General features: G+C 73.9%; 17 protein-coding genes and 1 pseudogene. 7 read left to right on the top strand and 11 right to left on the bottom strand.

From position 1 onward, the window contains the following. Nucleotides 1-97 precede the first annotated feature (97 nt). From prcB to ACF1DX_RS29120, 4 genes are all read right to left on the bottom strand, one after another. Nucleotides 98-943, bottom strand: coding sequence for a proteasome subunit beta (gene prcB, locus ACF1DX_RS29135; protein WP_391794107.1), 846 nt, complete (start codon nucleotides 941-943; stop codon nucleotides 98-100). A gap of 79 nt (nucleotides 944-1,022) precedes the next feature. Continuing rightward, the gene (locus ACF1DX_RS29130) at nucleotides 1,023-2,516 is read right to left on the bottom strand and encodes a hypothetical protein (protein WP_391794106.1); all 1,494 of its coding nucleotides are present in this window, start codon (nucleotides 2,514-2,516) and stop codon (nucleotides 1,023-1,025) included. 167 nt (nucleotides 2,517-2,683) lie between these two features. Next, nucleotides 2,684-5,038, bottom strand: a complete 2,355-nt coding sequence (locus ACF1DX_RS29125) for a glycoside hydrolase family 65 protein (protein WP_391794105.1) — start codon at nucleotides 5,036-5,038, stop codon at nucleotides 2,684-2,686. Further along, nucleotides 5,035-5,772, bottom strand: coding sequence for an HAD family hydrolase (locus ACF1DX_RS29120; RefSeq protein ID WP_391794104.1), 738 nt, complete (start codon nucleotides 5,770-5,772; stop codon nucleotides 5,035-5,037). The genes ACF1DX_RS29125 and ACF1DX_RS29120 overlap by 4 nt, the downstream gene beginning before the upstream one ends. Before the next feature lie 94 nt (nucleotides 5,773-5,866). Between ACF1DX_RS29120 and ACF1DX_RS29115 the strand changes: the two genes are divergently transcribed. Together ACF1DX_RS29115 and ACF1DX_RS29110 are read left to right on the top strand one after the other, a co-directional pair. Further along, the gene (locus tag ACF1DX_RS29115) at nucleotides 5,867-6,529 is read left to right on the top strand and encodes a nucleoside/nucleotide kinase family protein (RefSeq protein ID WP_391794103.1); all 663 of its coding nucleotides are present in this window, start codon (nucleotides 5,867-5,869) and stop codon (nucleotides 6,527-6,529) included. A 93-nt stretch (nucleotides 6,530-6,622) separates the two neighbouring features. Then, complete coding sequence (locus ACF1DX_RS29110; RefSeq protein ID WP_391794102.1) at nucleotides 6,623-7,126, top strand: GNAT family N-acetyltransferase; 504 nt, start codon at nucleotides 6,623-6,625, stop codon at nucleotides 7,124-7,126. Nucleotides 7,127-7,220: 94 nt separating this feature from the next. Here the strand turns inward: ACF1DX_RS29110 and ACF1DX_RS29105 are convergent, their stop codons facing one another. After that, on the bottom strand, nucleotides 7,221-7,622 hold the full coding sequence (locus tag ACF1DX_RS29105) for a DUF3662 domain-containing protein (protein ID WP_391794101.1): 402 nt from the start codon (nucleotides 7,620-7,622) through the stop codon (nucleotides 7,221-7,223). A 49-nt stretch (nucleotides 7,623-7,671) separates the two neighbouring features. Beyond that, a complete protein-coding gene (locus tag ACF1DX_RS29100) occupies nucleotides 7,672-7,833 on the bottom strand; it encodes a hypothetical protein (RefSeq protein WP_391794100.1) in 162 nt (53 codons plus the stop codon). A gap of 170 nt (nucleotides 7,834-8,003) precedes the next feature. Here ACF1DX_RS29100 and ACF1DX_RS29095 point away from each other — a divergent pair, with 170 nt between their 5' ends. From ACF1DX_RS29095 to ACF1DX_RS29085, 3 genes are all read left to right on the top strand, one after another. After that, on the top strand, nucleotides 8,004-8,921 hold the full coding sequence (locus ACF1DX_RS29095) for a MurR/RpiR family transcriptional regulator (RefSeq protein ID WP_391794099.1): 918 nt from the start codon (nucleotides 8,004-8,006) through the stop codon (nucleotides 8,919-8,921). A gap of 292 nt (nucleotides 8,922-9,213) precedes the next feature. Beyond that, nucleotides 9,214-9,588 carry a hypothetical protein gene (locus ACF1DX_RS29090; RefSeq protein WP_391794098.1) on the top strand — a complete coding sequence of 125 codons (375 nt, stop codon included), beginning with the start codon at nucleotides 9,214-9,216 and terminating at the stop codon, nucleotides 9,586-9,588. 113 nt (nucleotides 9,589-9,701) lie between these two features. Beyond that, nucleotides 9,702-12,110, top strand: coding sequence for a SpoIIE family protein phosphatase (locus ACF1DX_RS29085; RefSeq protein WP_391794097.1), 2,409 nt, complete (start codon nucleotides 9,702-9,704; stop codon nucleotides 12,108-12,110). Between the two features lie 8 nt (nucleotides 12,111-12,118). On the opposite strand, the gene ACF1DX_RS29080 is transcribed toward ACF1DX_RS29085, so the two are convergent. Both ACF1DX_RS29080 and ACF1DX_RS29075 read right to left on the bottom strand, forming a co-directional pair. After that, nucleotides 12,119-12,724, bottom strand: a complete 606-nt coding sequence (locus ACF1DX_RS29080; protein WP_391794096.1) for a peptidoglycan-binding protein — start codon at nucleotides 12,722-12,724, stop codon at nucleotides 12,119-12,121. A gap of 74 nt (nucleotides 12,725-12,798) precedes the next feature. Beyond that, a complete protein-coding gene (locus ACF1DX_RS29075) occupies nucleotides 12,799-13,629 on the bottom strand; it encodes a hypothetical protein (protein ID WP_391794095.1) in 831 nt (276 codons plus the stop codon). Nucleotides 13,630-13,728: 99 nt separating this feature from the next. On the opposite strand from ACF1DX_RS29075, the pseudogene ACF1DX_RS29070 reads away from it, so the two are divergent. Next, nucleotides 13,729-14,218, top strand: a pseudogene (locus ACF1DX_RS29070) (TetR family transcriptional regulator); the annotation flags it as partial. 103 nt (nucleotides 14,219-14,321) lie between these two features. Next, the gene (locus tag ACF1DX_RS29065; protein WP_391794094.1) at nucleotides 14,322-14,738 is read left to right on the top strand and encodes a Zn-ribbon domain-containing OB-fold protein; all 417 of its coding nucleotides are present in this window, start codon (nucleotides 14,322-14,324) and stop codon (nucleotides 14,736-14,738) included. Between the two features lie 19 nt (nucleotides 14,739-14,757). Here ACF1DX_RS29065 and ACF1DX_RS29060 read toward each other — a convergent pair whose 3' ends face one another. From ACF1DX_RS29060 to ACF1DX_RS29050, 3 genes are all read right to left on the bottom strand, one after another. After that, nucleotides 14,758-15,138, bottom strand: a complete 381-nt coding sequence (locus ACF1DX_RS29060; RefSeq protein ID WP_391794093.1) for a PPOX class F420-dependent oxidoreductase — start codon at nucleotides 15,136-15,138, stop codon at nucleotides 14,758-14,760. Nucleotides 15,139-15,300: 162 nt separating this feature from the next. Then, a complete protein-coding gene (locus tag ACF1DX_RS29055; protein ID WP_391794092.1) occupies nucleotides 15,301-16,032 on the bottom strand; it encodes a class I SAM-dependent methyltransferase in 732 nt (243 codons plus the stop codon). Continuing rightward, nucleotides 16,025-17,224, bottom strand: a complete 1,200-nt coding sequence (locus ACF1DX_RS29050; protein WP_391794091.1) for a MalY/PatB family protein — start codon at nucleotides 17,222-17,224, stop codon at nucleotides 16,025-16,027. Before ACF1DX_RS29050 ends, ACF1DX_RS29055 begins: the two co-directional genes overlap by 8 nt. Nucleotides 17,225-17,286: the final 62 nt, after the last annotated feature.

The following is a 17,286-nucleotide window of genomic DNA, read 5'->3' as shown; positions in this document are numbered from 1 at the left end:
TGCGTCGGCTCGTTCGCCTCGGTGTCAGATCCGCGTTTCCCGTGACGCGATCTCTAACCTCGGTGCGTGTGATGACAGGGAGGGTCCCCGCGAGGAATCAGAGAGGCGCGTTCGGGCCGTCCGGGCGGGAGCGACGCCGGCCGGCCATGTCGAGGCTCAGCCGTCGGATCCCGGTCTCGCCGAGCCGTTCGTAGCCGTCCTCGGTGATGACCGACACGACCGGGAAGATACGGCGGGAGAGATCGGGGCCGCCGGTCGCCGAGTCGTCCTCGGCGGCGTCGTAGAGGGCCTCCAGGGCGGCCAGGGCGGCCTCGTCGCGGGACATGCCGGGCCGGTGGAGCTTCTTGAGGGCGCCCCTGGCGTACGGGGATCCGGAGCCCTCCGCGTGGAAGCCGTACTTCTCGTAGCGGCCGCCGGCGGCGTCGTAGGAGAAGATCCGGCCCCGCCCTCCCCCGGGTGCGGTGGTGTCGTAGCCGGCGAGCAGCGGGACGACGGCGAGGCCCCGCATGGCCTGGGCGAGGTTCTGGCGGATCATGGCGGCGAGCCGGGCCGCCTTGGCGCCGAGGGTCATCGGGACGCCCTCGATCTTCTCGAAGTGGGCGAGTTCGACCTGGTAGAGCCGCACCATGTCGAGGGCGGTCCCCACGGAGCCGGCGATCGCGACGGCGGTGTGGTCGTCGGCGGGCAGCACCTTCTCCAGGTCGCGCTGGGCGATCAGGTTGCCCATGGTGGCCCTGCGGTCACCGGCGATCAGTACGCCGTCAGCGTAGGTGAGGGCGAGGATCGTGGTGCCGTGCGGGACCTCCGCGGCACGGACCCCCTCGGGCAGGGTGCGGGTGCCGAGCAGTTCGGGGCGGTGGGCCGCCAGGAACTCGGTGAAGGACGAGCCGCCCGGGGTGAAGAACTCCTCCCCCAGCCGCCCTTCGTGATCGCTCCGCGTCATGCCGCCTCCCCCTCGTCGCCTCTTCGCGCACCGACAGCCGACTCCTACCTGGACCGGGTGCGCGGGAAACCCGTCGCCGTCAGCCGGGACCGGGAGGGCCGGGCGCCGGGCCGATACGGGCCTGAAGGTCGCCGATCCGGTGGACGGGCCAGGAGCGGGCGTACCCGGGCGGTGTGCCGCCGGGCCCGGTGAGGGCGGCGACCGGGACACGGCCGGCGGTGCGCAGGATCTCGGCGGCCGTGGTGTTCTCGTTGTTCCCGGCGGTCGCGCCGGAGGAGCAGCCGGTGTAGTAGCCGATGGGGATCGCCTCGTGGCCGGTGATCAGACAGGGCGGGCGGACACCGAGCCGGTGCAGGTCGTCGGCCGCACGGGCCCAGTCCCGGCGGCTGTCGACGTTGCGGTCCACGGTGTGCGCGAGAACGGTCAGCTGCACCGTGAGATGACCGGCCAGCCCGAGCGCGACCAGGACCGCGGCGGCCGGCCGCCACTTTCCGCGCGGTGCCGTGACCAGGTACCACAGCGCGTCGGCGACCGGGATCGCGAGCAGGGCGTAGGCGGGCTGGAGGAAGCGGGGCGCCGCGTACTCGATCATGAACAGGTAGGGCAGGGCGGCGGTCGTGGCGCAGGCCAGCGGCACCACGGTCCGCAGGGTGCGGCGGGCCCGCACGGCGACGACCAGTCCGAGGACGGCGAGCAGCGGCAGCACGAACCACCACAGGGTGATCACCGGGTGGGGCATCGAGCCCGTGCACGGACGGCACAGGGCGCGCCCGCCCAGGCTGCGCAGCTGGTCGTCGACGGCGATGTCCAGGCCGAGCCCGCCCTGGATGCGGGAGGCCTCGGCGAGCCGCTCCCGCAGGCCGCCGAACGCGGTGTACGCCTCGACCACCCACGGGACCCCTCCCGCCAGCAGACCGCCGGCGAGGGCGAGCAGGAACCGCCCGTGCCGGCCGGCCAGGGCGAGGACGAGGAGCGGGAGCGTCGCCCAGACGGCGTCGGTGGGCCGCATCCAGGCCATGAGCGCGGCCCCCGCAGCCACTCCCCACAGGGGGCCGCCGGACGAGGGGTCCGCGCGGTGGCGCAGGAAGCAGCCGACGGCGGTCAGCGCGCCGACGGCGACCCAGTAGTTGGGCATGGCCTGGGAACCGTAGAAGAGCGTGATCCACAGGGAGGCGAAGAAGGCGCCGGCGGTGACCAGGACCCGGACGGGGAACAGGCCGCGCCAGGAGCGCAGGGCCAGGAAGAGGGCGAGGCCGGAGAGCAGCGCGAGGTAGACGCGCAGCAGGGCGGTGGACTCGGACCAGGACGCGACGGGCGCCACCAGCAGGGACACCCCTCGGGAGCGGGGGGCGCTGAAGAAGGCGGCCGGGTGGTGGGAGGTGACCTGGCTGGTGTAGACGATCTCGTCCCAGCCGAGGCCCAGCACGGGGCGGACCAGGGCGAGTTGGGCAAGGGTGAAGACGGCGGCGAGCACCGCGAGCGGGCGGGTGCCGCCGCGCGGTGACGGGCCCGGTCCGGCCCGCCGCTCGCGCTTGCGTATGCCGGTGAGAAGGGCACCGGTGCCGTCGCTCATCGTCCGTCCCTCATTCCCGCGCGTCATCGGGTCCCGGGTTCCACGGGCCCTGCGCTCTGAAGGACGGGTTCCGGGAAACCGGCGTTCCGGAGATCACCGACAAACTAACCCGCGTGCGACGGGCCCGCAGGACGGGATACGGCCATCCGCTCCGGGCCCGCCGCCGGTCAGCGCGGGTGCGGGACCCGGTGCGGGGGCTGCTCGGGCGCCGGGCGGGACCTGGGCGGCGGGACGGGACACCCGGCGGGGGCGCCCTCGCGCACGGTCAGCTCGGTGCCGTGGTGACGGATGGTCAGCGGCGCTCCGGAGCGGAGCGTGTACGTCGCCCGGTCCCCGGTGACCTCCACGTGCAGGCACCGGCCGAGGAAGCGCAGGGTGAACGCCAGGCGGCGCAGCCTCGACGGCAGCCGGGGCGCGAACCGGAGGCTGCCGTCGTCCCAGCGCATGCCGCCGAACCCGGCGACCAGGGCGGTCCAGGTGCCGGCCAGGGAGGCGATGTGCAGTCCGTCACGGGTGTTGTGCTCCAGGTCCGCGAGGTCCATCAGGGCGGCCTCGGCGGTGTAGGCGTGAGCCAGGTCCAGGTGGCCGGTGCGGGCGGCGAGGACGGCCTGGACGCAGGCCGACAGCGAGGAGTCCCGTACGGTCAGCGGCTCGTAGTAGGCGAAGTCGCGGGCGATCTGCTCCTCGTCGAAGACCTCCTCGAAGTAGCCGGCGCAGGTGTACATCGCCAGCACCAGGTCCGCCTGCTTGATCACCTGTTTGCGGTAGAGGTCGAAGTAGGGGAAGTGCAGCATCAGCGGGTACTGGTCGGCGCGGGTGCCGGCGAAGTCCCAGCGCTGGTAGCGGGTGAAGCCCGCGTGCTGTTCGTGCACGCCGAGTTCGTCGTTGTAGGGGACGTGCACGGCTTCGGCGGCGGACCGCCAGCCGGTGCTCTCCTCCTCGTCGACGCCGAGGGCCGCCGCGGCGTCGGGGTGGCGTTTGCAGGCGTCGGCGGCGGCCAGCAGGTTCGCGCGGGCCATGAGGTTGGTGTACGTGTTGTCGTCGGCGACGGCGCTGTACTCGTCCGGTCCGGTGACCCCGTCGATGTGGAAGACGCCCCGGTCGTCGTGGTGGCCGAGGGAGCGCCAGAGGCGGGCGGTCTCCACCAGCAGCTCCACGCCGGTGTCGCGTTCGAAGCGTTCGTCGCCGGTGGCCTGGACGTAGCGCACCACGGCGTCGGCGATGTCGGCGTTGACGTGAAAGGCGGCGGTGCCGGCCGGCCAGTAGGCGGAGCCCTCCGAGCCCTCGATGGTGCGCCAGGGGAACGCGGCCCCGCGCAGGCCGAGTTGGGCGGCGCGTTCGCGTGCGACGGGCAGGGTGGTCTGCCGCCAGCGCAGCGCCTCGGCGGCGGCGTCCGGCACGGTGCAGATCAGCAGGGGCAGCACGAACACCTCGGTGTCCCAGAAGGCGTGACCGTCGTAGCCGGAGCCGGTCAGCCCCTTGGCGGGTATCGCACGCCGCTCGGCGCGGGCCCCGGCCTGCAGGACGTGGAACAGGGCGAAGCGTACGGCCTGCTGGATCTCCTCGTCGCCGTCGACCTCGACGTCGGCGCGGGCCCAGAAGTCGTCGAGGTAGGCGCGCTGTTCGTCGAGGAGTCCCTGCCAGCCGCTGTGCGCGGCGGCCGCCAGCGCCGCCTCCACCTGGTCGCTCATCGCGGGCCGGGAACGGGCGCCGGACCAGCCGTGGGCGACGAGCTTCTCCACCCGCAGCCGCTGTCCCGGCTCCAGGACGGAGGTCACGGTCAGCCGGGCCACGTCCTCGTTGCTCTCACAGCCGGTGGTGGTGCGTTCGGGGCCCTCGACGACGTGGTCGGCGGCCACGGCGACGCGCAGGCCACTGCGCCGGGTGCGGTGCACCAGGCGGAGCCGGTGGTCCTCGGCGAAGTCCTCCTCGGGTTCCAGCGGGGACTTCAGGGCGCGGGCGGCACGCGGGTCGCCGTCCGGTCCGGGCAGGCTCTCGTTGGCGACCAGTTCGGACTGCAGCACCACGCGGGTGCGGCTGTCGACGGGCTCGACCTCGTAGGCGACGGCGGCGACGGCCCGCTGGGTGAGGGAGACCAGCCGGGTGGAGCGCACCCGGACCGTGGAGCCGGCCGGGGAGGTCCATTCGCAGACCCGCTCGAGGACGCCCCGGCGCAGGTCCAGGGTCCGCTCGTGGCTGACGAGGCGCCCGTAGCGCAGGTCGAACGGTTCGTCGTCGACCAGCAGCCGGATCACCTTGCCGTTGGTGACGTCGATGACCGTCTGGCCGGACTCCGGGTAGCCGTAGCCGGCTTCGGCGTAGGGCAGCGGGTGCAGTTCGTGGACGCCGTTGAGGTAGGAGCCGGGCAGGCCGTGCGGTTCGCCCTCGTCGAGGTTGCCGCGCCAGCCGACGTGGCCGTTGGACAGCGCGAACACGGACTCGCTCTGTGCCAGGACGTCGAGGTCCAGGCTGCGTTCGCGCACGGTCCACGGTTCGACGGCGTACGCCCGCTGTGTGATCACTTGTCACCCCCGAGTTCGGCGAGGTCCGTCACGACCCGGTCGGCGCCGTGCGCGTACAGCGCGTCGGCCTGGCCCACCCGGTCCACGCCGACGACGTATCCGAAGTGCCCGGCGCGGCCCGCGTCCATGCCGGCCAGCGCGTCCTCGAACACGGCGGCCCGGGACGGCTCGACGCCGAGGTCCGCCGCGGCGGCGAGGAAGGTGTCGGGCTCCGGCTTTCCCGGCAGGCCGCGTTCGGCGGCGACCACGCCGTCGATCCGGACGTCGAAGAGGTGCTCGGCGCCGATCGACCGCAGGACGTCACGGCAGTTGGCGCTGGAGGAGACGATCGCGGTGCGCAGTCCGCGGGCGCGGACCGCGGCGAGGTAGTTCAGAGTGCCGTCGTAGGCCTCCACGCCGTCGGTGCGGATCCTCTCCAGCAGCAGTTCGTTCTTGCGGTTGCCGAGGCCGTGCACGGTGCGGGCGTCGGGCGGGTCGCCGGGGTCGCCGTCGGGGAGTTCGATGCCGCGGGAGGCGAGGAAGGTGCGGACGCCGTCGGCGCGCGGGCGGCCGTCGACGTACTCGTCGTAGTCGGCGTCGCTGAAGGACCGGAAGGCGTCGCCGTCCCGTTCGCGGAGGAAGGCGTCGAACATCTCCTTCCAGGCGGCCTTGTGGACGACGGCCGTCCTGGTGACGACGCCGTCGAGGTCGAAGAGGCAGGCGAGGATGTCATCGGGCAGACCTGGATCCGTCATACAGGACACCGTTCCCCGGTACGGTGCCGGACAGTGGGTGGCGCGGGCCACATGGCGGCGGATCGCCCGCTTCCCGGGTGACACACTCTCCCGTGTGACGCTGACCTTCGACGACCTCCTCCGCCGTGCCCGTGCCCTTCCGCGGGGCGGCCGGCGCGCGATCCTCGGCATCGCCGGCAGTCCCGGCGCGGGCAAGTCCACGCTCGCGGAGCGGCTGGTGCGGGAGCTGAACGGCACCGGGGAGCCGTGGGTCGCGCACGTCCCGATGGACGGCTTCCACCTCGCCGACGCCGAACTCGACCGCCTCGGCCGCCGCGACCGCAAGGGCGCCCCGGACACCTTCGACGCGGCCGGGTACGCGGCACTGCTGCGGCGGCTGCGCGAGGAGACGTACGACGACGTCGTGTACGCCCCGGGCTTCGAGCGGACGCTGGAGCAGCCGCTCGCGGGCGCGCTCCCGGTACCGCCGGCGGCCCGGCTGGTGGTGACGGAGGGCAACTACCTGCTGCTGGACACCGGCGCCTGGGCGCGGGTGCGGCCGCTCCTCGACGAGGTGTGGTTCTGCGATCCGGACGGGGAGGAGCGGGTGCGGCGACTGGTGGCCCGGCACGAGGAGTTCGGCAAGAGCCACGAGGAGGCGGTGGCGTGGGTGCTGCGCACGGACGAGCGCAACGCCGCGCTGGTGGCCGCGACACGGGACCTGGCCGACCTCGTGGTGCCGGGGTCCGCCCTGCCGGGCGCGGGCACCGGGGCGTAGCACGGCCGGTGGGTGAAGGTCCGGTGCCCGGGGCCGTCCCGGTCCCCGAAACCGGCTGGACGCGATCCGGAACGGTGCCGCAGGCTCTGGGACATGATCAGAACAGCCACCGTGGACGACATTCCCGACATCCGCGCGATGATCCGCGAACTCGCCGCCTACGAGAAGGCCGCCGAGCAGGCACGCGCCACCGAGGAACAGCTGCACCGGGCGCTGTTCGGGGAGCACCCCGCCGCGTCCGTCCTGATCGCGGAGGACGACGGCACCGGCGAGATCGCCGGGTTCGCGCTGTGGTTCCCGCGCTTCTCGACCTGGACCGGCACGCGCGGCCTCCATCTGGAGGACCTCTACGTCCGTCCGCACGCCCGGGGTTCCGGACACGGCAAGGCGCTGCTCGCCGCCCTCGCGGCGATCTGCCGGGAGAACGGCTTCGAGCGCTTCGAGTGGACGGTGCTGGACTGGAACGAGCCGGCCATCGGGTTCTACAAGTCGCTCGGGGCGGAGCTGCTGGACGAGTGGACGGGGTGCCGGCTGACCGGCGCCCCGCTCGAGGAGCTCGCCGCGCACGCCCCGGCCGTCGTGCACCGGGCGCCCTGACACCCGAAGGGCGACGTGCCGGACGACGGCCGTCCGGGGCACTGTGCGACGGTCGGCCGGGCCCGGCGCGCAGTCGGCCGGGACAGGCCGAGGACTAGTCTCCCGCCCGCTGGAAACCCGCGGCGCTCACGTGCGGCATGACGCTGCTCGCCACGCGGAAGCGGCCGTTGGGGACCTCGGAGGACCGGCGGACGTGCACGGCGAGCGGGCCCGCCCACTCGTAGCCGTGGCGCGCGGCGTGCCGGGCCAGCCGGTCGGTGAGCGCCTGGCCCACGCGGCTGCCGCGCCGGGTCAGTTCCTCGTGCACGGGTTCGGCCAGTTCCACGTCGTAGGCGTTGGGGACCATCACCCGGCCCGCCCGGCACACCACGGCGTGGCTGTCGCACTCACGCCGCAGGGCGTCGACGAGTTCGACCGGTTCCCGGCCGGACAGTCGCGCCCACAGCGCTTCCCATCGGTTCTCCAGGGCGTCTTCCAGCGCGCTCAGGGCGCTCATGCTCTCACCTGCTCGGAATGTGGTCGGGGCGGGGAAGGACGGGTGTGCTCTAGCGCTCCTGGAAGTCGTCGGGCTTGATCTCGGCCTCCTCCAGTGCCTCGCGCATCGTGCGGCCGGTGCCGCCCTGATCGCGTGTCTCCTTGTCCTGCCGCTGTTCGAGGGTGTCGTCGGTGTCCCGGGTCTTCGGCCGGTTCTCCTCGGGGACGGTCATGTCCGGTGGCTCCTGGTGTGTCGGGGGTTTCCGCTTCGCTGTGCCGTCGGGTTCCCCCGGGAGGCGCGGATATCCCCGGTGGAGCGGTCCGGTGTGCCCCGGTGAGCGGCCTGGTCACCACGGTGGGTGGGCTATGTTGAACTCCCGTGGGAGACGAAGGAGGCGCACCGGTGCGATCGCCGCAGCAGGCACGCGCACAGGCATCCGCGATCACCTCGGGGAAGGCGGGCCAGGACCCGGAGGTGTCCCCGACGGCCCAGCTCCGCGCGCTGTTCGACCGGCCCCGGCTCTCCCCCGGCCAGCGGCGCATCGCCCAGTACCTGATCGAGCACATCGCCGAGGCGGCGTTCCTGTCGATCACGGATCTCGCGGAGCGGGCAGGGGTGAGCCAGCCCTCGGTGACCCGGTTCGCCTCGGCGGTCGGCTTCAGCGGTTACCCCGCGCTGCGGGAGAGGCTCCAGTCGATCACGCTCGGTACCCGCTCCGGCGGCCTTGCCGAGGAGGTCCGGGGCAACGAGCTGCAGGCGGCGGTGGACGCCGAGATCGAGAACCTGGAGAACCTGCGGCGGGACTTCGCCGACGCCGACCGGTTCATCGAGGTCGGCCGCCGGCTGTCCGCGTCCGTTCCGCTCACCGTGCTCGGGCTGCGCATCTCCGTCTCCCTGGCCGAGTACTTCGCCTACGCCGCCCGCCGCATCCACCCGGACGTCCGGCTCGTGACGCTGGGCGGCAGCGTCGCCTACGACGCGCTGCTGCAGTCGCGGGAAGCGGGCGGCAGCTGGGTGCTGGCGTTCTCCATGCCGCGGCACGCCCAGGAGACCCTGACCGCGGTGCGGGTCGCCCGCAGCGCCGGGCTGAAGGTCGCGCTGATCACCGATCTGGCGCTGGGCCCGATCGTGGACGAGGCCGACGTCACCTTCGCCACCGGCACCGGATCCCGGCTGGTGTTCGACTCCTACGCCGCTCCGGTCGTGATGTGCGCGGCGCTGCTGCAGGCCATGACGGACGCGGATCCGGAGCGGACGCAGGCCCGGCTCGACGAGTACGAACACGTCGCCGACGAACACCAGTTCTTCCTCAAGGACTGACCCCGCCGGGGTCACCTGGTGGAGAACGGCTCCATCAAAGCGCGCATGAATGTTTTCATACGCCTTGCAAACCGGATTGCATATATAAATACTGCTCACGGATCACGGCCCGGCCGCTCAGCACCGGGCGCCCGCACGGACACCTCACGCCGCCGGCACCTACCCGCTCCGGCGGCCGGGGTGTTCGGCCGGGCATCCCCTGCCCGGCCACTCGGGGCGGCCCCGGTCATCCCCTGGGCCGGGGCCGCCCCACTCCGTCGTCCACCCACACGACGCCGTACACCCGGAAGCGATGACCATGCCCCTGACGACCACGCGACTCGGTCCCGACTGGCCCTGCCAGGTCAAGGCCCCCGGCAGCTACGACTGGGAACGCTCGGCGGCCAAGTGGCTGCGTGAACTGGTGCCCGCACGCTACGCGAGCTACCCGGTGTTCGTCCGGCACCCCGTCCTGCTGGCCCGGCACGCCCAGATCCAGGTCGAGCACGAGATCCGGGTGGTCCGCACCGCCCTGCGGACCGCCCGGTCCGACCTGCCCCGGGCCGGACTGCACGAGGGGGTCATCGAGCACACGATCAAGCTCTACGCCGCCGAGATCACGCAGCTCCAGCACATCGCCCGCAGCATACGGGCGGTCACCCGGGCCCTGACCGAGTCCGGCCGCTGACCGCGGTTCCCCGTCCGGCGCGCACGTCATGCCCCCTGGTCAGGGCCCTGCTCGCTTTCCGGGCGAACAAGCCGGTCAACGAACCGGGAGACGTGTGCGATGCTCATCGCGTGATGAGGGAGCCCATTGTCCCGGTGGGGCCCGGAGCCGCGCCGGACCTGGCGGAACTGGCCAGGGTCGTCGCCCGGCAACGTGCCGAGATGGACCGGCTGCGCGAGCAGGCCGCGACATCGGCCGTCGTGGAGCGGGCCAAGGGCGTCGTGATGGCGCTGAGCGGATGCTCCGCCGACGCCGCCGGCGAGACGCTGCTCCAGCGTGCCAAGGCGGCCCGCCGCACCCTGCTGGAGGAGTGCTGGATCACCCTGGGGGAACTGGCGCCCGCCCGGTCCGGTGAGCCGTCCGCCGAGCCGCCCGCACGGCCGGCCGGGGAGGCCGGGGACACGACGGCCGGCCTCCCTGAGACCGGCCCGCCGGCGGCGGACTCGGCCCCCGACGACGTCGCCGCCGCCCTGAGCCGCCTCGCCCGGGTCCTCGTGCGCACCGGCACCCCCCAGGAGCTGGCCCGGTGCCTGCTGGAACACCTCGGGCAGGACCTGGCCGCGGACTCGGTCATGATCTACGCCCGCCGCACCGACGGCGGCCTCGAACTGCTCGGGCACGCCGGGATCGACGAACGGCTGGCCGCCCGGTGGCGTCAGGTGCCCCCCTTCGACGGGGTCGCCGCGCTGGTCGCCCTCGAGTCCGGTGAACCCCTCTGGCTGGAGGACTTCGCCCAGGACAGCACGCGGTACCTGCTGATCGGCGACCCGCCCGGACGGTGGCGCTCGCGCGCCTGGCTGCCGCTGCCCGGCGGGGAGGGCCCGGGGATCTGCGTCGGTGTGCTGCGCGAGCGCTCCGGTCCCTTCACTCCGCGCGACCGCGCCCACCTGCGCGGAGTGGTCCGGCTCTGCACCGGCCGGCTGCGTATGTTCACCGCCCCGTCCGAGCCCGCGGCCGGCCCCCTCCCGGACGCCGTACGGGCGCTGTTCGCGACGCTGCCGGTTCCGGCGATGCTGCTGACCCCGCTGCGCGGCCCGTCCGGCGGGACCGAGGACTTCCGGGTGGACGCCGTGACGGCGCAGGCGGCCGACGTCCTGGGCGGCACCGGGGGCGATCCGGCCGGGCGGCGGCTGCGGGAGGTGCGGCCCGACCTGGTCGGCACACCGGTGTGGCGGGGCTGTCTGGACACCCTGGCCGGCAAGGGGACGTACGAGAGCGAGCCGTTCGCCCACCAGGAGGTCGTGAACGGCGCCACCGAGCTGACCACATACTCCGTACGGGTGACTCGGCTGGAGGACGCGCTGGTCGTCACCTGGGGCCGGCGCGCCTCCTCCGACCGGCAGGAGCAGCGGCTCGCCGACCTTCAGCGGCTGGGCAACCTCGGCTGGGCCAACTGGAACCTGACCACGTCCGAGGCGTCCTGGTCGTCGCAGGTCTTCGCGATCCTCGGCCGGGACCCCGCGGACGGGCCCGTCCGGCTCGCCGACCTCCCCGCGATGGCGGTGCCCGAGGACCGGTCCGCGCTGAGCCACGCCGTCGACGCCCTGATCCACGAGGGGCTGCCGCTGGACGCCCCGTTCCGGGTCCGCGGCACGCGCGGTGTCCGGCATCTGCGGCTCGCCGCCGAGGCGGTGGCCGATCTGCACGGCACGCCCGTCGAGGTGCACGGCTTCGTGCAGGACCTGACCGCGCGGCGGCGGGCCGAGCTCGCCCTGGTGGAGACCGAGCGGGCCATCGTCACCCAGCACGACGTGCTCCAGGCCGAGCGGTCCCTGGTCGCCCGGCTGCAGAACGCCCTGCTGCCGCTGCCCGAGCGGGTGGTCGACCTGGCCGGACTGCGCGTCGAGGTCGCCTACCTTCCCGCCCAGGCCGGTATACACGTCGGCGGCGACTGGTTCAGCGCCATCGAACTGCCCGACGGCGACGCCCTGTTCGTCGTCGGGGATGTCGCCGGGCACGGGATCGGCGCCGTCGCCACCATGGCGCAACTGCGGTTCACCGCCAAGGGCATGGTCATCACCGGATCCTCGCTGACCGGCGCGCTCGCCCGGCTCAACACCCTGCTGCTGCACTCCCGGGACAGCCACGGCACCGCGACCATGGTGCTGGCCCGCTACCGGCCGGCGGAACGGCGTTTGGTCTGGGCGCAGGCGGGGCATACCCCGCCCCTGCTGCTGCGGGACGGCGAGGCGACGTATCTGCGCAGGCCCAGCGGCATACTCCTCGGCGGCACCACCACGCCCCGCTTCGAGGAGGCCGAGTGCCGTCTCGAACCGGGTGACCGGATCCTGCTGTACACCGACGGTCTGGTGGAGCGGCCCCCGGAGAACATCGACGTGGGTCTCGGGCGGCTGGCCGAGGCTGCGGCGGCGCATCCCGGCGACGCGGCCGGGTCCCTGGGCGTGCTGCTGGAGGCGATGCTGGAGGACGAGCGCCGCGACGACGTGTGCGTGCTGGACATCCGGGTGCCGAAGGAACGGTAGCCACCTGGTCAGCCGGTGCGGGACTCCAGCGCGAGGCGGGTGTCGTCGCCGTAGACGCCGGTCTCGTCGCCCCGGACGCCGTACCAGAGCTGGAAGCGGGCGACGGCGGCGGAGAGGGCGGCGTCGTAGCGGCCGTCGGTGGCGCCGGACCGGTAGACGTCCGGGACGCGCAGCAGCCGCTCCTGGAGTTCGGTCACCTCGGGGCCCGAGTCGCCCTCGCGGAGGAATCCCTGCCCGGCGGGGGCGGGCGGGGCCGGGGTGACGGGGGCGGTCGTGGGCGGACGCGGGCCGGGTGCCGCGCGGTCGTCGGCGTCGCGTTCCACGAGCAGGAGCGCGCCGCCGAAGCCCGCCACCGCGGCGGCGGCCACGGCGAGCGCCGACGCGGTGCGGCGGATCCCGGAGGTGTGCCGGGCCGCGGGGACGGGCGGGAGTTCCTGTGTCCGGTCCTCGGAGCCGTGCGGCGGCAGGGGCACCGACTCGTACCCGCCCCGCCCCGCCTCCTCGCACTCCCGGAACAGCTCCGCGAGTGCGTCGGTGCGGCGCGGGCGCAGGACGCGGACGGGTTCGAGGGGCGGTCCGCCGTGCGGCCGTCCCGGTCCGGACGGTGTCGTCACGTCGCTCTCCTTCCGTGCCGCGCGGGGAGTCGGTCCGCTTGCGCACAGAGGTACGTGACGGAGGTCCCGCGGGTTCAGGCGGCGTGCAGGAAGCGGCGCAGGGACGCCGTCATGGCGGACACGAACGCCTCCCGTCCGGTGTCGTCGAGGGCGTCGAGGGACAGGTAGGGGTTGAGGTCCTCCAGTTCGACCAGCAGCAGTCCGCCGTCCGGCGCGCGGCAGGCGTCGACGCGCTGGATGCCGTGGGCGAGGGTGTTCCAGTCGATGAAGCCCCGGGCGAAGTCCAGGTCGTCCCCGCTGGGTTCGTACGGCTCCAGCTCCCAGCGGCGCTCGGGGAGCGGGGCGTAGAGGGCGTACTGGAAGTCGTGGTCGACGAAGTAGAAGGAGATCTCGTGGACGAAGTCGATGTGCGGCTGCACCAGGACGTCGCCGTCGACGAGCCCGCGCACCTCGTCGGCGGGGACGACGCGCAGGCCCATGGAGTCGGCGCCGAGCCGGGGCTTGACCACGTACCGCTTCGCCGCGGGCAGCCGGTGCAGGTCCTCCGGCCGGTCGACGGTGGGGATCACCGGACGGCCGGCGGCGGTCAGGTCGAGCAGGTATTGCTTGCCGGCCATGTCGCCCCTGCCGGTGAGCGGGTTGTAGACCGGGGTGCCGGTCGCGGTGGCGCGCTCGCGGAAGGCGTCGTAGGCGTCCCGGTACGCCAGTACGGGACCGCTGTTGCGGACCACGACGGCGTCGAAGCCGTCCATCAGGGCGACGGCGTCCCGCGGGTGGCACAGGGCGAGGCCGACATGCTCGCGCAGCCGGGAGGTGAGGAAGACGTCCTCGTCGCCGTAGCGGCGTCCGCGGGCCGGGTAGGCCAGGTCGGTGACGTACAGGACGCGGGGACGGGCGGACGGCATACGGGCTCCTCGGGGACGGCGGTGGCCCGATCATAGGAACGACCTGGGCTCACCGCCTCGGCGGCACCGGGTTCCGCCCGGTGCGCACCGGGTGCCGCCGACGACGTCGTGGCGCTCGCCGGGGTGGGCCGGCGGTCCTTCTTCCGCTCCTTCCCGCCCGAGGGGGACGTGGTCCTCCCCGGCCACGAGCGGTGCCCGGCCGGCATGACGGCCTTCCTGGCGGCGGGCGCGGGCGTACGGGCCGTCCGTGGCCCGGCGGTGCGAGCGGGCGCCGGCCGGATACCCGCGGGCGCGCTTCGCCGGTCCGCGGGACGGCGTCCTCCGCGCCGGGGCGATCACGGCGGCGGTGGTCGCCACGTACGACAACGCGCCGCGCCCCGGTCCGCGTCCGGACGGGGGCGGACGCGGAGGCCGCGGTGGACCACGTGCGGGCCTCGCCCGGTGCCGGGCCCGTCGCCGCGGCGGGTGAGGGGCCCGGGACGTGGTGGTGGTCGTCTCGCGGCGGGTGGTGCGGGAGCCGGAGACCGCGCTCGGGTGTGGACGCCCGCCCGAACGCGAGGGTACGGAGTGCCTTTACGGGTGGCACTGAGTGCCATACTCTGTGGCTGTGCACGGTGGCAGGGCGCACCGGCACGCGCGTGCCGGGTGACCGCGCACGCGGGGTTCCGGCCGAGTGCAGGGAGTTGACCAGCGTGTACCACCACTCAGGAAGCGTCGCTCAGCAGGCAGCCGGCTCCACGACGGGTGTCCTCGATCCCCAGGGCGAGGCCCATGCGGAGGCCATGCTCTTCCAGCGCTGCACCTGGTGCGGCACCGCCATGTACCACCGGCTGCTCTGCCCGGTCTGCCAGGGCAGCGACCTGCGCACGGAGCGCAGCGAGGGCGTCGGGACGGTTCGCCATTCCACGGTGCTGCACCGCAACACCCCGGCGGCCCGCAATGTGTCCCTGATCGAGATGGCCGAGGGGTTCGTGGTGCGCGGCCGGGTCATGGGACCACCCATCGGCATCCACGGCGGCGACCGGGTGCGGCTGTCGACGGCCAAGGACCCGGTACGCGGCGAGCCGGTCTTCCAGTTGGTGGACGAGCCGTTCCGGGCCTGGACCTGACGGTCCGCCGGCCCGCGCCTCAGAGGGTGATACGGATGCCGACCGTACCGCTCGGGCCCCGGCGAAGGCGGCTGCCCAGCAGGGTCAGCCGGCCGATGAGGCCGTACTTGCGGGCGAGCAGCCTCCGGTAACGGGCCGTGGTCTCCGGGTCGCAGATCTCCGCCGTGGCGGGGACCTGGTCACCGGTCGGGTTGCCGCGTACGTCGCAGGGGCCGACCAGGACGTCGGCGCGGGCGCGGATCCGCTTCACCTTCCACGAGTCGGCGACGGTCCACACGCCGAGCGCGTCACCGTCCCGCACCACCCACACCGGAGTGGCGACGGGTGTGCCGTTCCTGCGGTAGCTGGTGACCAACAGGTACTTCCCCGCACCGAGCAGGTCCCGCAACGCGTCGTCCATGCGGGGAAGTCTAAGCAGGTCCGGCGAAGTCCGCCGCGGTCCGGCAGGGTTCCGAAGGTGCGCGGGACCGTACCGACGTGCGGCCACCGTCGCGTGGGCGCGACCGGCCACGACGGCGCCGCGGACGATCGACGGCACATCGCCGTACCGCCGGCGGAGCGCTCAGGCGTCCGGGCGCCGCGCGACGAAGACGAACTCCCGGCCCGGGCGGTCGGGGGCGTCCCGTACCTCCTCCACCGCGAAGCCGTGTCCGGCGAGGTCCGCCTCGACCTCCTCCCGCTCGCGGAAACGCAGCGTCGAGTCGGAGGTCAGCACCGCTTTGTCCGCGGCGAACACGTAGGTGGTGCGGAACGTCACCAGCGGGCCGTCCACCTCGGTCACCCGGTGCCAGTGCTCGACCGTCCCGACGCCGGGCACGTCCGTCCTGCGGTACGACTCCTCCCGGGTCCACCGCTCCCAGGCCCGCCGGGCCGGATCGCGGGTCTCGAACACCAGGCGTCCCCCGGGCCGCAGTGCCGCGTGGGCTCCGTGCAGGGTGCCGTGCCAGGCGCCGGGATCGGCGACGGCCTGGGCGACGTTCGCCGTCATGGTCGCCAGGTCGACCCGCAGCGGCGGCAGCGCCGTCGCGTCACCCTCGATCCAGCGGACCCGTGCGCCGCCCGGCTTGCCCCGCGCCACGTCGAGGGACGCCCCGGCGGGCTCGACACCGACGACCTCGATCCCCCGGCCGGCCAGGAGCAGCGCGAACACCCCTGTTCCGCAGCCGATGTCCAGCACCCGCCGGGCACCGAACTCCTCCACCATGCCGAGGTACGTGTCGAGATCGCTCCGGTCGGGGTCGAGCGGATCGTAGACCGCGGCGAGCCGCGGGTGGCCGTAGCACTCGTCAGCCACGGGCGCCGCCCGCGCGCTCCACGGCGTCCGCCATCCGCCGCACCGCCTCCTCGAGCACCTCGGGCGAGGCGGCGAGGTTCAGCCGGGCGTGACCGGCTCCTCCCGTGCCGAAGGGCAGGCCGGAGTTGAGGGCCACGCGGCCGTGCCGGAGGAAGGTGTCGGCGGGGTCGTCGCCGAGGCCGAGGGCGCGGCAGTCCAGCCAGGCGAGGTAGGTGGCGTCGCCCGGCCGGTAGCGGATCGCCGGCAGCCGCTCGGCCAGGAGGTCCGCGAGCAGCCGGCGGTTGGTGTCGAGGCCGGCGAGCAGGGCGTCCAGCCACGCGGTGCCGTCGCGCAGGGCGGCGGTGTGGGCGAGGACGCCGACGTGGCTCGGGCCGTGGCCGACCTCCTCGGGCATCCGCGCCAGGTCGTCCGCCGCCCCGGGTCCCGCGACGGCGAGGGCGGCCTTGAGCCCGGCCAGGTTCCACGCCTTCGACGCCGACATCAGCGACAGGCCGCGCTCGCCGCCCGGCACGCTCAGGTACGGCACGAAGCGGGTGCCGCCGAGGGTCAGCGGGGCGTGGATCTCGTCGGCGACGACGCGTACGCCGTACCGTTCGGCGAGGGCGGCGACGGCGGACAGTTCGCCGGCGGTGTGCACGGTGCCGGTGGGGTTGTGCGGGCTGCACAGCAGGTAGGCGGCGCGCCGCCGGCCGGCCGTCACCCGCCGGAAGGTGTCCTCCAGGACGTCGAGGTCGATCCGCGCGTCGGCGCCGAGCGGGGCCTCGGCCACCTCCCGGTCCAGGTGCCGGACGAAGTCGTAGAAGGGTGGGTAGACCGGTGAATTCACCACCACCGCGTCCCCGTACCCGGTGACCAGTTTCAGCATCTCGACCACGCCGAGCATGACGTCGGGCACGATCGCGGTGCGCTCCACGGCGAGCCCGCCCCAGTCCCACCGCTTGTCCGCGAAGGCGGCCAGCGCCTGGGCATAGGCGGTGCCGGCGGGGTAGCCGGTGTCGCCGAGCTCCATCGCCCCGGTGACGGCGCGGACGACCGGTCCGGCCAGGGGGACGTCCATCTCGGCCACCCACAGGGGCAGGACGTCCTCGGGGTAGGTGCGCCATTTCATGCTGGTGCGGCGGCGCAGGCGGTCCAGGTCGAGGGCGTGCAGCGGATTCGGTTCACCGGACGTCTCGTGCGGGATCCTGGTCATGAACACACGATAGGGGCCGTGGTGTGAACGGACATCGGGACGACGGCCCGCGCCCGTTCTGA

The sequence above is a fragment of the Streptomyces sp. NPDC014676 genome (assembly GCF_043084105.1).
Taxonomy (GTDB): Bacteria; Actinomycetota; Actinomycetes; order Streptomycetales; family Streptomycetaceae; genus Streptomyces.
Note: the sequence above shows the minus strand (reverse complement) of the source record. Positions and strands in the feature narration are given on the sequence as shown.

Coding starts and splice junctions, on each gene's coding strand:
- ACF1DX_RS29130 (WP_391794106.1), bottom strand. CDS start 2,516: ATGAGCGACGGCACCGGTGCCCTTCTCACCGGCATACGCAAGCGCGAG.
- ACF1DX_RS29105 (WP_391794101.1), bottom strand. CDS start 7,622: ATGAGCGCCCTGAGCGCGCTGGAAGACGCCCTGGAGAACCGATGGGAA.
- ACF1DX_RS29075 (WP_391794095.1), bottom strand. CDS start 13,629: ATGCCGTCCGCCCGTCCCCGCGTCCTGTACGTCACCGACCTGGCCTAC.
- ACF1DX_RS29090 (WP_391794098.1), top strand. CDS start 9,214: ATGACCATGCCCCTGACGACCACGCGACTCGGTCCCGACTGGCCCTGC.
- ACF1DX_RS29085 (WP_391794097.1), top strand. CDS start 9,702: ATGAGGGAGCCCATTGTCCCGGTGGGGCCCGGAGCCGCGCCGGACCTG.
- prcB (WP_391794107.1), bottom strand. CDS start 943: ATGACGCGGAGCGATCACGAAGGGCGGCTGGGGGAGGAGTTCTTCACC.
- ACF1DX_RS29110 (WP_391794102.1), top strand. CDS start 6,623: ATGATCAGAACAGCCACCGTGGACGACATTCCCGACATCCGCGCGATG.
- ACF1DX_RS29100 (WP_391794100.1), bottom strand. CDS start 7,833: ATGACCGTCCCCGAGGAGAACCGGCCGAAGACCCGGGACACCGACGAC.
- ACF1DX_RS29060 (WP_391794093.1), bottom strand. CDS start 15,138: ATGGACGACGCGTTGCGGGACCTGCTCGGTGCGGGGAAGTACCTGTTG.
- ACF1DX_RS29120 (WP_391794104.1), bottom strand. CDS start 5,772: ATGACGGATCCAGGTCTGCCCGATGACATCCTCGCCTGCCTCTTCGAC.
- ACF1DX_RS29050 (WP_391794091.1), bottom strand. CDS start 17,224: ATGACCAGGATCCCGCACGAGACGTCCGGTGAACCGAATCCGCTGCAC.